This window comes from Methanoculleus thermophilus, assembly GCF_001571405.1.
Taxonomy (GTDB): domain Archaea; phylum Halobacteriota; class Methanomicrobia; order Methanomicrobiales; family Methanoculleaceae; genus Methanoculleus; species Methanoculleus thermophilus.
Genome location: NZ_BCNX01000004.1, coordinates 190,048 through 204,744, shown reverse-complemented (window position 1 = coordinate 204,744; position 14,697 = coordinate 190,048). Strand labels below are relative to the sequence as shown.

Below are 14,697 nucleotides of genomic sequence, written 5' to 3'. Positions count from 1 at the left end.
TCAGTAGCCCGTCGCATAGTAGTAGCCGTCCTCCTCGCGGACGCGGACCGGGACGCGGAAGAGGGCGCCGATGGCTTCACTGGTCAGGACTTCGGCCTTCGGGCCGTCTTTCCGGACGGCGCCGTCCCGCATCAGGACGACCCGGGAGATCTCGGGGATAATGTCGTGGAGGTTGTGGGTCACGAGGATGATCCCGGTCCCCGATTGTGCAATCTTTCGGAGGGTCTTTCGGAGCGTGTGGAGCGCGTGGAGGTCGAGGCTGTTCGTGGGCTCGTCGAGGACGAGCGTGCCGGGGTCGTGGACGAGCGCTCTCCCGATCAGGAGCCGGCGGGCCTCGCCTGTGGAGATCTCGGTCATAGGGCGGTCGGCGAGGTGCGCGACCTCGAGGAACTCGAGGATCTCATCGGCCTTTCGCTCCATCGCGGGGGTGACATTGTGGGAGAAAAAGAGCCCGATGCTTGAGAAGAACCCCGAGAGGACGACTTCGCGGCCAGATATCCGGCGGGTGAAGGTCTGCTGGAGGTCTCCGGAGACGAGCCCGAGGTGGGACCGAAGGTCAAAGGCGTCCCACCGGTCCCGCCCCCGGAACCGGAAGACGGTATCCGGGCCCGGCGAGGATGGGTAGTACTCGCGGGTGATCGCCCGGATGAGCGACGATTTCCCGGCGCCGTTCGGGCCGAGGATGGCGATATGCTCACCCTCGCGGATCGTGAGCGAAACCCGGTCGAGGAGTCTGTGGCCGTCCCGGACGACGCTGACGTTTTTGAACTCGATGAGCGGCGGGGGAGAGGAGTGAGTGTTATCGGTCATGCCGGCTGCTCCGTCGGGTGGAGATTGGGGTACAGGAGTTTCATCGGATGTCGCTCCATATGTTGGACGGTTCACCTCAAAAGGTATGCTCCGTCACCGCGGGCTGTCGAGCAGCGCGGCAACCCTCTCCGGGTCGTCCGCGTAGATGTTGAGGAACCCGGCGGGCTCGAGCCTCACCCTGACGTGGCCGGGATACCGCAGACTGACCAGGGCACGATAGAGCAACTCCAGCATGAACACCAGCCAGCTGACCGCCAGGAGAATCTGAAAGCCGAAATAGGGGTTGAAGGCCTGGTCGCCGAAATAGCACATCAACCAGTTCCCTACGCCGGCAAAGAATATCGCTGCAGTCATGAGTACCAGGAGCAGTGCGGACAACCAGCGGGGTATGGAGAGGTAGGGGCGCTTAACCTCGACCGACCTTACCGTGTCCTTTCCAAAGACGAGGGGCCGGGAACGCGGTCTCCGGACGATGACGGAGTTCCCGGAGAATTTTATCACGGCTCGATAGGAATCGAAGTAGATGCGCCATGCAGTCCATGCCAGAAGGGAAACAGCCATGAAGGTAAAGATGAGCCCCGGCCACAGGGAGGGGATCAGGACGGATATCACGAAGAGGAGGAGGAAAACGAGGACGGCAAACGGCATCAGCACAAAGAAGCGAGGACTGGTATACTCCACGAACACGTCCTCCACCACCTCCCGACTGCCGTCTGCCGCCGTCCCGAGCCCGACCACGCCGTCCGGCGCGGCGTACCGCCGCCGACCGGTGCCGGCAGCTGCCGCGTTCGGGCACCAGCCGAGCTTCTTTCGGATATACTCCAGAAAGACCGTCATCAGGAAACCTCCAGCACTCGGGCTATCCGTTTGGGATCGTCCGTGTAGATCACAGCAATCCTCTTCTTCGTGGTCGTTATCACCAGGACCTGCAGGTAGCGGGTCCGCACGTAGGTGCGGTAGAAGAGCACCGGAAAGAAGATCGCGGCGGCAAGCCCGAAGATGAACCGCATGGAAGATGGATCTGAAAATCCAGCGTATATACTGCCGGCCGCCGATATGAAAAGCGCCGTGAACGCTGCCGTGAGAAGCCGGGGTGAGAGGGGAGGTCGGTTCTCCTTCACCTCCGCCTTCACGATGGCATCCTTTGGAATGACGATAGGCGAAAAGAGCGGCCGCTGGATGACGACGGCGTCGCGAGCGACCTCGATGCAGGCTCTTCGTATGGCCCCGTATAACTCCAGGGCGGCGTAGCCCAGAACGATCGCCGGCAGGAACAGCCTCCCTGCAGGAGGGATAATGAATGTCGGAACCGTAACGAGGGCTGCCGGAGCCGTAACAAGGAGGATCCCGATGAGAGAGGCGCCGGCAAGCAGCAGGAAGAGCCTCCCCGGGGTGCCGATTGGGCCGTAGTCCACCAGTGCACCCTCCACCACCTCCCGGCCGCCTCCTGTCGCCATACCGACCTCGCCCTCCGGCGCGGCATATCGCCTGCCGGTGCCGACCATTGCTGCGTTCGGGCACCAGCCCATCCATCTCCGTATCGTCTCGGAGAACTTCATCATACGCGTTCACCCTCTGTTGCCGTATCCACGGTATACACCGACCCCCACTCCGCGATCATGATCGCCTTGTGCCGGCGCTCCCAGAGGGTCGTGAGGCCGTACCAGGTCCAGCAGATGAGACACATGCCCAGCATGAGCCCGAGAATCCGGTCGAACATCCCGCCCAGAACAAAATACGCCATAACGGCGGCGAGGAGAACGGAGGCCACCGGCAGACTCAGAGACCGGACGATGCGCTGTCTCCGGGTCATGTTGTCCCTGACGAACTCGCCGGCGGCAACCCGTGCATACTGCTTCCGGTAACTGAGCAGGAAACCGAGGGCCGCTCCCACCCCAATGGCGAGGCCCGTCCATACGGCAGGGTACCCGAAAGCATCCTCGACAAAAATAAAGAGCGCCGCGACGAGAATCTGGTTGTGGTAGCGGTGCCGCCACCCGGGTTTCAGTCCCGGGGCCCAGTCCTTCCCGCCCGCCGCTGCGGTCGCTGCCGGCCGGATTGCGAGATCCGTCCGCATCGACGCCTGCAGGGGGCACCAGCCCAGGTAGGCCCGGATCGTCTCCAGGAGGGGCATCATACCATCTCCCGGAGTTTTGCAAAGAGTTCGTCGGCCAGCCTGGTCGGATCGTCGGTCTTTTCAAGCGTAATCCCCAGTTCGTCCGCGTATCCCCAGAGGAGCTCGATGCACCGGGCATACTGAGAGCATGTGCCGCAGTCGCCCTCGTGCTCGTACCAGACCTGCACCCCGTGGTCTGCCGAGACAAAGACGACGGCCGCAGTGTCAAACGGGACAGAGCGCCCGAAGAGGACACCAAGTTCCGCGTTCAGGCGCTCGACCTCGATCCGGTTTGCCCGCGCCATATCGATAAGCGTCTCCTCGACCTTCCGGTCCATGGCAAGCAGCGCCTTCGAGACCGCCTGGCGGGATATCTTGAAGCGGTCCGCGATCTGGATGTTGGGAAGACCGCTCCGGCGAAGCCTCCAGAACGCGAACTGCCGGTCGTTTAAGGGGAGTGGCATGCGTCAACATTCAGAGGTTGACAATATTAACGTTTTGATTCGTTCCGGGTAGACCTCCGGGCTGCCGCCGGCCGCACACGCACCATCCCGGGAGGCGGATCAGAACATTCATTGCCGTTCCCCCGGAAGTGACCCGTATGGACACTGCATTGCGTGACACCTACATTAAGCTCCACGAAAAATACTTCCCGGGGACGGAACTCCCGATCGCCTTCGAGGTCGGTGGTCCGACCGACGGGGTGGAGAAGGCCCCCACCCCGAAGGGCTGGAGGTGCTTCGTCTGCGACCTTGCAAGGGTGCGAAACGGCAAAAACCTCGTCTTCTCTGAAGAGTCTATCGGGTGCCGCGGCGGGAGGTTCTACCTCGGCTACGACGCCGAGCGGTTCCCTGGCTTTCGCTACTTCCTCTCCTACGGAAAACCCGGCGAGATCGAGGGGGAGCGCTACAAGCAGACGCCGGAGATCGTCGACGAACTCGACAAGGGGACCGTCCGGGTCCCGACGGCGGGGAAGAGCATCGTCTTCAAGCGCTGGGATAACCTCACGGACGCCGACAACCCGGACGCCGTCGTATTCTTCGCGCGGCCCGAGGTGCTCTCCGGTCTCTTCACGCTTGCAAACTTCGACCGGGCCGACCCGAACGGCGTCTTCTGCCCCTTTGGCGCCGGGTGCAGTTCTATCTTTTACTTCCCGTGGCTTGAGCAGCAGAGCGAGAACCCGCGGGCGGTCCTCGGGATGTTCGACCCCTCGGCACGGCCTTGCGTCCCGACAGACGTCCTGACGATGGCTTTTCCCATGAAGAAGTTTGAGAAGGTGGTCGGCTTCATGGAGGAGAGTTTCCTCATCACGGAGTCGTGGGGAAAAGTGCTGAAAAAGATCGAACGGAGCAACAGGCTCTATTCATCTGAAAAATGACCGGATAGTGGGGATCAGCCAAGAGTCCGAGCGGAAATGCTTGCGCATTTTCCTCCAACGCCAGCCGGTGCTCACGCACCCGCCAGGCGCCACTCGAAAAATGCAGAGCATTTTTCTCGAACTCCTCTCAGGCACTTACGTGCCTGAGAGTCGTTGCTTAAAGAACCCCACCATCTCCAGATAGGCGCTCTCCGCAACGGGCGTCTCCACCAGTTGCCCGTCCCCCCCGATCATGAACCCATGCGGCTCGCCTTGGTAGACCTTGAGCTCGAAGTACTTCCCGGCCGCATCGAGATCGGTTGCATACCGATAGATATCGCCCACGGGGCTCGCCTCATCCGCAGTGCCGTGGATGATCAGCATCGGGTCGGTGATGTTCTCGATGAACTCCGCCGGAGGAGTTCCGTTCGCCTGCCCTCCGGAGTAGGGGAAGCCGTACCAGGCGACACCCGCACTGAACTCCTCGATCAGCGGCAGGAAGAGCATCGTGTAGCGTCCGCCCGCGCAGAACCCCGTAAGCCCGATGCTGCTTGAGTTGACCTCCGGCCGGGTCTCAAGATACGCGACCGTATCCCGGATCAACCCCTCCATCACGGCATCCTCCGGCGTCTGTGCGAAGGTCTGCCACTCGGGGGCGATGACGACAAACCCTTCCGTAGCAAGCCGGTCGGCCATAACCTGGTAACCGGGCTCAAGCCCGTTGAAGGAGTGGATCAGCACCACGGCCGGGTACGGCCCGCCGTCCCCGGGTGTCGTGATGTAGGCCGGATAACTCTGGCCGCCGCTCTGGATGTTTACCGTCGTTCCGTTCTGCATCCCTGCTGTGCCCACATCGCTGGCACCGGCGAAGCCGGCAAGGAAGAGCAGGGATACAATCACTACAAGCAGGATGGCGTTTCTCATGAGTCTCCTCCCACCATGGGTGCACCCCCATCCAACTCACCACATATAACGATTCTGTCCGACCTGGAGGTGATCTACGGGGATCAATAGAGCTGTCTCTGATGACCCTGACACGATTAACGACCAGGAGAATAGAGAAGTCGGATGGAGCGGAAGAAATAAAAAAATATTAAGAGTTGCACTCGCCCAAGAAGGGTATGGAGCCTGGTGCGCGCTGGAGAATGATGGAAGAGTTCTTTGCGGCGTATACGGCGAACATCAACAAAGCCCCAGGTGATACACCAATGATCGACGTTGAGGCTACAGCCGGGCGTTCACCAACTGCTTTATTGCAGCAGACCCGAACGGCGTTTTCTGCGGGAAGGACGACGAGCGTTCCGCACTCAGACCCAGGCAGGTTTCGCGTTCTATCGGAGCATCGAAACAAAATCCATGGATCTCGCGTCGCTTGAGGTCACATCTCTCGACCTAAAGCACCCGGAAAGGGAGGAGTGCAAAATCCCTTGGGAGATCAAGGCTGCTTTTCGGAACGCGCGAATACTGGACCAATCCCTCGCAACCGATTGCACCCTAGCGTCGCTACAACACGCGAGGTCTGCAACAGCGACGCACTCAGTCGAGGAGAGCGGACTCTCGGCCAGAACCCTATTGTCCCTAAGTGGGGCTCCAGCATGAAGATCCTGGTAATTGTGTATAATCCGGCTGATCTAAAGACGATACACCAGTTGCTCGCCAGCCCACAGTTGCCCGATAGCGAGATCAGGTCCGCGCAGGACCTCTCGTCCGGGCTATCCATCCTGCAGAAAGAAGAACTCGATCTCATCCTCCTCGATCTGGACCTCCCGGACAGCCAGGGCATCGATACGGTCAGGGCCGTGCGAAGGCACGCACCTGGCACCCCCATCGTGGTCCTCTCCGAACGCAACGATGAAGAGACCTACTTTGCGGCACATCAGATGGGGGCGCAGGATTATCTTGCAAAAGACCAGTTGACGAGTCTGTCGCTTGCACGATCGATACGTTACGCGCAGGAACGCATCCGTACTGAACAGGAATTGGTCCGCAAGAATAGAGAACTCAGCAATGCCTACAAGGACCTGGCGGAGACGCAAGGAAAGTTGAGGCAGAACCTGGACGAACTGAGGGAGAGCGAACGCTCACTGCGCGAGATGACTCAGTACCTGGAGAATCTGATCACCTACGCGAACGCTCCCATCATCGTCTGGGACGCAGATCTCAAGATCACCAGGTTCAACAACGCCTTTGAACGCCTGACAGGCTATGCCGCAAACGACGTCATCGGTCAATCCCCGGCAATCCTCTTTCCCGAGGGACAGCGGGACGAGTTGATGGATCATATTCGACGGGCGACGACCGGGAAGCGATGGGAATCCGTCGAGATCCCCATAATCACAAAAGACGGTGAAATCAGGATACTTCTCTGGAATTCGGCAGCCGTGTATGGGGATGACCAAATGGCAGTCTCCTCGGTGATCGCTCAGGGCCAGGATATTACCGAACGCAAGTTGGCCGAAGAAACGTTACAGAGAGCGCACGACGAACTGGAGGTACGCGTCATGGAACGCACGCTGAGGCTCCAGGAGATGAATACGGCCCTACAAACCGAGATAACTGAGCGTATCCGGGCGGAGGAGGCAGCGAAGATGGAGCGAAAACGCCTCTACGACGTTCTGGAGACGCTGCCTGTGTACGTGATACTGTTATCTTCCGACTATCACGTATCCTTTTCCAATCGCTTCTTTAGGAAACGGTTTGGTGAGGCCGATGGCCGGCGCTGCTTCGATTATCTCTTTGGACGCACCAAGCCCTGCGAGAACTGCGAAGCCTTCAGCGTGATGAAGACGGGTGCGCCCCATCGCTGGGAGACGACCGGTCCGGACGGTCATGATTACGATATATTCGACTTCCCCTTCACCGACACAGACGGCTCGCCACGTATCCTGCAGGTGGGTATCGATATCACCAAACGCAAGCGGGCCGAGGAGGCATTGAGGAGGTTAAATGAGACGCTTGAGCAGCGAGTGATCGAGCGTACGGACGAACTCGCAAAGGCCAACGCCATCCTCAACGCCATCACCGAAAACACACCGGCACCCATCTACGTTACCGACCGCGAGGGCCGTTTTGTCATGTGCAACCCCGCCATGCTCAAGATTATCGGTAGACCGACCAGCGAAGTGCTCGGCAGAACGCTGATAGAACTCCTCGGTCCGGAGGTCGGCGGATCCATCACAACCAACATCCAGCACGTGATAATGACCGGGAACACCGAGACCTTCGAGGAGACGGTTGGCGATCGGGTCTTCTACTCCATAAAGACGCCCATGCGAGATGCACGGGGAGAGGTCACCGGCGCCATCATTGTCGGAACAGAGATCACGGAACTGAAGCGGGCGGAAGCGCAGAAGCAGAATCTTCTGGAGCGATTGCAACAGTTCGCCAAAGAGATGGAGACTCAGAATGAAGAACTGCAGCGCACCACCGAGCAGCTCCAGCAGAAAAGGAATGAACTGGTCCGACTCAACCGCGCCCTGCTGGAGAGCGAGATGCACTTCCGGTCACTCATCGAGAATACGTCGGACATCATCCTGCTCCTCGATGCGAAAGGGCAGATCACCTATGCGAACCCCTCAATGAAGCGGATCGGGGGCTACGATCCCGAGAGACTCATCGGCAGGGACATACTCGACCTGATACATCCCGATGATGTCTCGACGGTAGTGGATGCAATGAGGATCGCAACAGCACAGCACGTGGCAAGACTTCATTTCGAGGTCAGAATCCGCGATTCTGCTGGACAGTGGATCTTCCTCGACGTTACGGGTGCCAGCATCTCCCGGGGGAAGAGCGATCTGGGGTTCATTGTGAACGCACGCGACGTCACCGATCAAAAACGGAGCGAAGAAGAGCGAAACAGGCAGATCGCCAGTCTGGAGAAGGCGCATCGCGAGGCAAACCTCTATCTTGACATAATGACGCACGACATCCGAAACTCAAACAACGTCGCGAGCCTCTACGCCGATCTCATGCTCGATCTGCTTGATGGCACCGAGAGGATCTACGCCCAGAAACTCCGCGACAGCATCGCTCGAAGCACTGAGATCCTTATAAACGTGGCGGCAATCCGACGAATACATACAGAACTGCCGAGGTTTGTGCCGGTAAATCTCAACGCGATCGTGAATGAGGAGATCAGAAACTTCCGTGGTGCATCAATACGGCAGGATGTTCCGGGGCTCATGGTGCTGGCAGACAATCTCCTGCCGACGATATTCACAAACCTCATCGGCAACAGCGTTAAGTTTGGCGGACCGGATGTAGAGATCACCATCCGGGCCGAGGAGCGAGAGAGCGAGGTGCTGGTCTCAGTTGAAGACAATGGACCCGGTGTGCCCGACGACGTGAAGGAGAAACTCTTTCACCGGTTCGAACGGGGCAATGCACGGAAGAAGGGTGAGGGGCTTGGACTCTACATCTGCAGAAGACTCATCGAGCGCTACGGGGGACGGATCTGGATCGAGGATCGCGTGCCTGGACGCCCGGATGAAGGAGCGGCTTTCCGGTTCACGCTCAAACTGGCAAATCAGGATCCAACTCCGTAAACAGAACAGTGCACCACCCTTTGCCCATTTTGAGCCGCAACGAGGCTCACGCCGAGAATTTTGGAGAAGAGACGACCTGGATTACGGTCGCCGGGCCGTGATCCAAAAAAAGACGTGGTGCTATCTACCCTGTTCCTCTCCCTCGGACGCTTCGGCAGAGTAGACTGTGATATCCGTCGTTGCCCGGCAGGCGGTATTGTCGCTGAGAGTGACAACCAGCGTGATCGTGTAGGTTCCCGCCGCGGCGTAGGCGTGGCTGACGGTCTCGCCCTTGTCTGTCGTCCCGTCGCCGAAGTCCCAGGCCATCTCCGAGACGGTTGCGGTGCAGTCCCCGGAGACCGTAGCCAGGCCCCTGAAGACAACCGGCTGATCCGGCTCGGCACGGTCGGGGTCCTTCTCGATTACCGCTGTACAGGAGAAACTCTCAGCGAGAGACGGCGAGCTGGAAACACTGCGCGGTTCTTTGCAGGTGAGGAGACAGGCGCGGACGGACTCCACCATCTCATCCGTCGTCAGGATGAGGAGCGTATCGTTGGCTCCAATGACTGTGCTGCCGACCGGGACGAAGCGCTCGTCTCCTTTCTGCATCAGGATGATAAGGGTGCCCTTCGGCAGCCCGAGGTCGACGACCTGCTTACCCACCGCAGATGCGTCGGGGGGGATGACCAGTTCGACCAGCTCGCTTGAGGTGTCGGGGTCCACATCGAACTCACGAGAGAGTTTGCCCGTCTCTGCGAGCGGGGCGGAGAGACCGAGCCACCGGGCGACTGAGGGGATCGAGGTTCCGTGCACGAGCGCCGAGAAGATGACGATGAAAAAGACTATATTAAAGATCGCATCCGCGTTCGGCACCCCTGCGACGAGAGGATAGGTTGCGAGGATGATCGGGACAGCGCCCCGCAGTCCCACCCAGGAGACCAGAACCTTCTCGTTCATCGGCATCTTCCAGGGAATAAGCGTGAGCATGACGGCAACCGGTCGTGCAACCAGGATCAGGAAGACGGCAGCGAGAAGGCCGGGAACGAACGCTGATACAAGCTGCGATGGGAAGACAAGAAGACCTAGCGCAAGGAACATCACGATCTGCATCAGCCACGCGATCCCGTCGTAGAACCGGATCAGGCTCTTTTTGTGAACGATGACACTGTTACCAATGATAAGGCCGGCAAGGTAGACCGCAATGAACCCATTTCCGCCGATGACGGAGGTCAGCCCATAGATCAGCAGCACCATCGCGAGGGTGAGCACCGGGTACAGCCCCTCGGTCTCCAGTTTGATACGGTTGATGAACCAGACCGTGAACCGCCCCAGCCCGTAACCCATGAGACCGCCGACCGCCATCTGCTGTGCGAACGTCGGGACGAGATCGAAGATCGACGAACCCGGGGCAAGGATCAGACCGATGATCCCCGTCGTGAGCAGAACCGCCATGGGGTCGTTGCTCCCCGACTCTAACTCAAGGAACGGCCGGAGGTTTCCTTTCAGGCGGGCCCTGGCGGTTCTGAGGACCGAGAAGACCGCCGCTGCATCGGTCGACGAGACGACCGCGCCGAGGAGGAAGCCTACAAGCGGGGGGAACCCAAGGACCAGGACGGCAAATGCGCCGAGCAGGACTGCAGTCAGGATGACGCCGACCGTCGAAAGAGCGATCCCCGGCCAGAGCACGGGCTGGATCTCCTCCCACCGGGTGTCGAGACCGCCTGAGAAGAGAATGTATACAAGTGCTACAATCCCGATGAGTTGCGCAAGCGTGGGGTCGTCAAACGGGATGCCGCCCGGTCCTTCCGAACCCGCGAGCATCCCGACGACAAGGAAGATAAGGAGTGCGGGGACCCCGAGCCGCTCCGAAAACTTATTTGCGATGATACTAATTAAAAAAAGCACTGCTATGCCAATAAATATGATTTCAAGGGTGAGCACCATTTAAGACTACGGTTCGTGATTAATGTGCCTTAAAACTGTCCCTTGGTTAAATTTGCTTGAGGCGAATATTCCCTGAATAAACCAGGGATTACCAGGATAGTTCATTGGATCTTGTGCCGGTGTGATTCGCGGGATTGATATGGTTGATGAAAAGACAGTTTATCAGATGAAACCCACAATGGCAGACGCTCCAGTTCTTCCCCGATCTCTGCTCACGATATTCCTGCTGACGGCAGTGGTATTCCTGATCCTCGGGATTCGGCAGATCTCCTATCTTGTCACAATCATGGTTGTATCGGTGATCCTCGCCATGATCGCCTATCCTGCGACAAAAGCGCTTCGGTCAAGGGGGATTCCTGAGGTCGCTGCAGTTGGTGCGGTCACTGTCTTTGCCACTCTTCTGATCCTTTTCATCTGTTACCTCGTCTTCTTCTCGTTCGAAAACCTGATCTCGGCCCTCCCCCTTTACCAGCAGGAATTGACCGCCAGACTATCAGAGATCCTCGCCCTCTTAGAGAGGTACGGGATCAGTACAGGTTCGTTCACCCCATCCTCAATAGACCTGCAGGCCTTTGCCGGGTTCCTCTCCTCTTCCGCCATAAGCCTTGCAGATCTCCTCCTCTATCTCTTCTTCATAGCGGTCACGACGATCTTCATGCTCCTTGAGGCACCACGGATGCCTGAACGCATACGGAGAGTTACGGACCAGCCAAAGACCGTCGAGGCGTTCTCCCGCATGAGCAGATTCCTGATCGATTTCGTCATCGTCAGGACCGAAGCCAACCTCGTCCATGGTCTCCTCTTTGGCGCCGTCCTCTGGGTTATGGGGGTGCATGCAGCCCTCCTCTGGGGAGTCCTGACGTTTCTACTCTCGTATATCCCCTACATCGGCCTGATCGTCGCGGCAATCCCGGCAATCTTCTTTGCCTGGCTGCAGTTCGGGGTCTGGGGCGCGATCGTGGTGATTACGGTCGTCGCGGTCCTGAACGCACTGGTAGAGAACCCGATCTTTGCGCATTTCGCAGCCAGACGCTTTGATATCCCTGCCCTTGTGGTCATCCTCTCGGTCATCTTCTGGGGATGGGCTCTCGGCGTCGCCGGGATGATCTTTGCCGTTCCGCTCACGCTCATCGTCCTGATGGTCGTCCAGTTCAGCGATGATTTGGCATGGATTAACACGATTCTCGGCGTCGATCACCTCTTTACGGGAAAAGGCGAGGATTCGACCGTGATCCGGAGGACGGAGGCGCCCCCGGCGAGATGAGAGGACGGCCCCGGCGCGCCGGAAGGTTGATACCTTTTTTGCACATCCCTCCCCCGGGGAACATGAATGTTGCATACTCGAAAGATTGTCCAGAAACTCTGGGACGCGCAGGGTTACGGTAACCTCGCCGTCTGGGAAGACGGAACGACCGCCGTCATCACCCCGGGAGAGAGCCCCAAAAAGGACGGGAAAGCGCCGCTTGCAATCTTTAAGCCCATTCCTCTCGTGGCAGGATTCTCAATGTTGGACTTTGCCCTCCACGACACAGGTCTGCTGGAGCACATCGAGGCAACAATCCGGGAAGCGGGAGGCGAGATTGAGCGGGATTAATCGAAAAAAGATAATTGGTTTAGAGAATTTATTCGGTCGTCTTTCCGTCGAAGTGCTCTTCATCAGCCATGGCATCGTCGCGGGTCTTGTGCACGACCTTATCCCGGTGCTCCGGCGGCGAGTAGATTGTGTAGAGCTTGAGGGCGGCAGTCTTTGAGGTGTTCACCACGTTGTGCTTCGCACCGTTCGGCACGATCACAGCGCTGCCGTCCTTGACAGGGTACTCTATATCGTTGATGATGACGACGCCTTCTCCTTCTTCGAACCGGAAGAACTGGTCGACGTCGTCGTGAACCTCCTCGCCGATCTCTTCGCCGGGCTTGAGGCTCATCAGCACGAGCTGGCTGAAGTTGCTCGTGTAGAGAACTCTGCGGAAGTCAGTATTCTTTACCGTCTCGGTCTCAATATCAATCATAAAGCCTTTCTTCATCACACAACCTCCCAGTAGTCGGTTACAAATCCAGAATATGGAGGCACCAGTATTTAACCATTAGGTCGTTTCAGGGCATGGCATTAGCCAAACAGCCGAAAGGGGCACTCAAAGCAAGTACCTGACGGCATCGACGTCCATTTACACCGGCATTGTCCGGTCACCACGCCTTGACCACAGGCGTGACGCTGAGATCGCCACCGTGGGATCGCTTCTCCGGGAAGGTGGGTTACAGGATAACGAGACTTCTGTGCCGGGTCACCTCTGTCGTCGCCCGGAACTTTGATGGGCAGGCGAATGGAGACTTTTAGGAGAGATACAGTTAGAGATCCCCATGATCCTTCCGCCCGAATTCTACGATCGAGACACTGTGACTGTTGCAAAAGACCTGCTGGGATGTCTGCTTGTGCATCAGGACGAGACAGGAACGACGATGGGCTGGATCGTCGAGGACGAGGCCTACCTCCAGGGCGACCCGGCGGCCCATTCATATCGGGGAGAGACGAAAAGGAACCGCGCCATGTTTGGCCCGCCGGGTCATGCCTACGTCTACCGGATTTACGGCCTGCACACCTGTTTCAATGTCGTGACCGGTCCGGAAGGGATAGGGGAGGCGGTCCTCATCCGGGCGCTCGAACCGGCAGTCGGGATCGATCTCATGCAGGCGCGGCGGGGGACCGACGACCCGCTCGCGCTCGCGAGCGGCCCCGGGAAACTGACGCAGGCGCTCAAGATCACCATGGATCTCGACGGGACCTCACTCATCGACGGCCCCCTGCAGGTCTGGTCGCCCGAGAGTCTGCCGGGCCGCCGGCCTGAGGGGATTGACGGGGAGATTGTTCAGACGACACGGATCGGGATCACAAAGGCGGCGGACCTCCCTCTCCGGTTCTACCTCAAGGGGAACCGGCATGTCTCGCGGCGTTGAGTCCCCCACCCGGCCCGCGGCGCCGGACCCGGCTCCCTTCGACCACTTCGCCCTGGAGCGTCACGGTATACTCGGAGACCGGGATCTCTTTGCCCGCACGTTTCAGGGCCTCGTCCACGACGTAGCGCACCCCGCCGCAGCAGGGCACCTCCATATGCATGACGGTGATAGACCGGATCGTGTGCCGCGAGAAGATCTCGGCAAGCTTCGTGACGTATCCGGCGACGTCCGCATCCAGTTTCGGGCAGAAGACGAGCACGATCTTCCCCCGCAGGAAGTCCCGGTGGAACTCCGGGTAGGCAAAGGGGACGCAGTCGCCGGAGACGAGGAGGTCTGCATCGTCGAAATAGCCGGCCGCAGGGTTGACGAGCGTTAACTGAATCGGCCACTGCCGCAAGGCAGACTCGATCCGTGCGGCACGCTCAGCCTCCGTGGCCTCCTTCGCGAGGATGCTCCGGGCAACTGTACCCGGACATGCCGCAGGTTCCGTCTCCGCGGCCTCTTTGCCGAGGAGGCTTTGGGCCACGGTACCAGGGCACGCCGCAGGTTCTGTCTCCGCAACCCTGTGCTCGGGGACGGGAATGTTATTCTCGTTTAAGTACTCGATCGCCTGCCGATAGAGCCCCTCCTCCCCGTGGCCGAGGAGGTGCTCCAGGTGCGCCTTGATGACGGCCTCCCCCTGCGGAACGATCCTTGCCATCACGGCCCTCTCATCATACGGCCCGGCCTCCCGCTCAACGACGCAGATTGCGCCTTCCGGGCACGTCCCGACGCAGGCGCCGAGCCCGTCGCAGAAGAGATCGCTCACGAGCCTTGCCTTCCCGTCGATGATCTGGAGCGCTCCTTCCGGACAGTCGGGTATGCAGAGACCGCACCCGGTGCACTTCTCCTCGTCGATCTCAATGATCTTTCTCTTCATCCGGGATCCCTCTCTATGAAAGATCATCTACCCGGTCCATGTCCAAAAACGTTTGCCGCTCCAGGCATCTGGA

Annotated in this window: 14 protein-coding genes; 5 read left to right on the top strand and 9 right to left on the bottom strand. The window is 59.1% G+C overall.

From position 1 onward, the window contains the following. From MCUTH_RS02865 to MCUTH_RS02845, 5 genes are all read right to left on the bottom strand, one after another. Positions 1-810, bottom strand: a complete 810-nt coding sequence (locus MCUTH_RS02865) for an ABC transporter ATP-binding protein (protein WP_066955251.1) — start codon at positions 808-810, stop codon at positions 1-3. Positions 811-903: 93 nt separating this feature from the next. After that, positions 904-1,647 (bottom strand): DUF1673 family protein, encoded by a 744-nt coding sequence (locus tag MCUTH_RS02860; protein ID WP_066955248.1) that lies wholly within the window; start codon positions 1,645-1,647, stop codon positions 904-906. After that, positions 1,647-2,372, bottom strand: a complete 726-nt coding sequence (locus tag MCUTH_RS02855; RefSeq protein WP_066955245.1) for a DUF1673 family protein — start codon at positions 2,370-2,372, stop codon at positions 1,647-1,649. The genes MCUTH_RS02860 and MCUTH_RS02855 overlap by 1 nt, the downstream gene beginning before the upstream one ends. Next, positions 2,369-2,947 (bottom strand): DUF1673 family protein, encoded by a 579-nt coding sequence (locus MCUTH_RS02850; RefSeq protein ID WP_224732743.1) that lies wholly within the window; start codon positions 2,945-2,947, stop codon positions 2,369-2,371. Before MCUTH_RS02850 ends, MCUTH_RS02855 begins: the two co-directional genes overlap by 4 nt. Continuing rightward, on the bottom strand, positions 2,944-3,390 hold the full coding sequence (locus MCUTH_RS02845) for a transcriptional regulator (RefSeq protein ID WP_066955239.1): 447 nt from the start codon (positions 3,388-3,390) through the stop codon (positions 2,944-2,946). The genes MCUTH_RS02850 and MCUTH_RS02845 overlap by 4 nt, the downstream gene beginning before the upstream one ends. A 137-nt stretch (positions 3,391-3,527) precedes the next feature. Between MCUTH_RS02845 and MCUTH_RS02840 the strand changes: the two genes are divergently transcribed. Then, positions 3,528-4,304, top strand: a complete 777-nt coding sequence (locus MCUTH_RS02840) for a DUF169 domain-containing protein (RefSeq protein ID WP_066955236.1) — start codon at positions 3,528-3,530, stop codon at positions 4,302-4,304. 135 nt (positions 4,305-4,439) lie between these two features. Here the strand turns inward: MCUTH_RS02840 and MCUTH_RS02835 are convergent, their stop codons facing one another. Beyond that, on the bottom strand, positions 4,440-5,207 hold the full coding sequence (locus MCUTH_RS02835) for a dienelactone hydrolase family protein (protein WP_066955226.1): 768 nt from the start codon (positions 5,205-5,207) through the stop codon (positions 4,440-4,442). Positions 5,208-5,878: 671 nt separating this feature from the next. On the opposite strand from MCUTH_RS02835, the gene MCUTH_RS02825 reads away from it, so the two are divergent. Next, positions 5,879-8,830, top strand: coding sequence for a PAS domain S-box protein (locus MCUTH_RS02825; RefSeq protein ID WP_066955220.1), 2,952 nt, complete (start codon positions 5,879-5,881; stop codon positions 8,828-8,830). Between the two features lie 120 nt (positions 8,831-8,950). On the opposite strand, the gene MCUTH_RS02820 is transcribed toward MCUTH_RS02825, so the two are convergent. Further along, positions 8,951-10,753: a potassium/proton antiporter gene (locus MCUTH_RS02820; RefSeq protein WP_150468687.1), complete on the bottom strand. Its 1,803-nt coding sequence runs from the start codon at positions 10,751-10,753 to the stop codon at positions 8,951-8,953. A 166-nt stretch (positions 10,754-10,919) separates the two neighbouring features. Between MCUTH_RS02820 and MCUTH_RS02815 the strand changes: the two genes are divergently transcribed. Further along, positions 10,920-12,017: an AI-2E family transporter gene (locus MCUTH_RS02815; protein WP_224732744.1), complete on the top strand. Its 1,098-nt coding sequence runs from the start codon at positions 10,920-10,922 to the stop codon at positions 12,015-12,017. Positions 12,018-12,083: 66 nt separating this feature from the next. Beyond that, the gene (locus tag MCUTH_RS02810) at positions 12,084-12,347 is read left to right on the top strand and encodes a hypothetical protein (RefSeq protein WP_066955214.1); all 264 of its coding nucleotides are present in this window, start codon (positions 12,084-12,086) and stop codon (positions 12,345-12,347) included. A gap of 28 nt (positions 12,348-12,375) precedes the next feature. Here the strand turns inward: MCUTH_RS02810 and MCUTH_RS02805 are convergent, their stop codons facing one another. After that, on the bottom strand, positions 12,376-12,777 hold the full coding sequence (locus tag MCUTH_RS02805; protein ID WP_066955211.1) for a cupin domain-containing protein: 402 nt from the start codon (positions 12,775-12,777) through the stop codon (positions 12,376-12,378). A gap of 334 nt (positions 12,778-13,111) precedes the next feature. Here MCUTH_RS02805 and MCUTH_RS02800 point away from each other — a divergent pair, with 334 nt between their 5' ends. Then, positions 13,112-13,705, top strand: a complete 594-nt coding sequence (locus tag MCUTH_RS02800; protein ID WP_066955207.1) for a DNA-3-methyladenine glycosylase — start codon at positions 13,112-13,114, stop codon at positions 13,703-13,705. Here MCUTH_RS02800 and MCUTH_RS02795 read toward each other — a convergent pair. Continuing rightward, a complete protein-coding gene (locus tag MCUTH_RS02795) occupies positions 13,674-14,624 on the bottom strand; it encodes a 4Fe-4S binding protein (protein WP_066955459.1) in 951 nt (316 codons plus the stop codon). The two genes, MCUTH_RS02800 and MCUTH_RS02795, sit on opposite strands and share 32 nt — an antisense overlap. Positions 14,625-14,697: the final 73 nt, after the last annotated feature.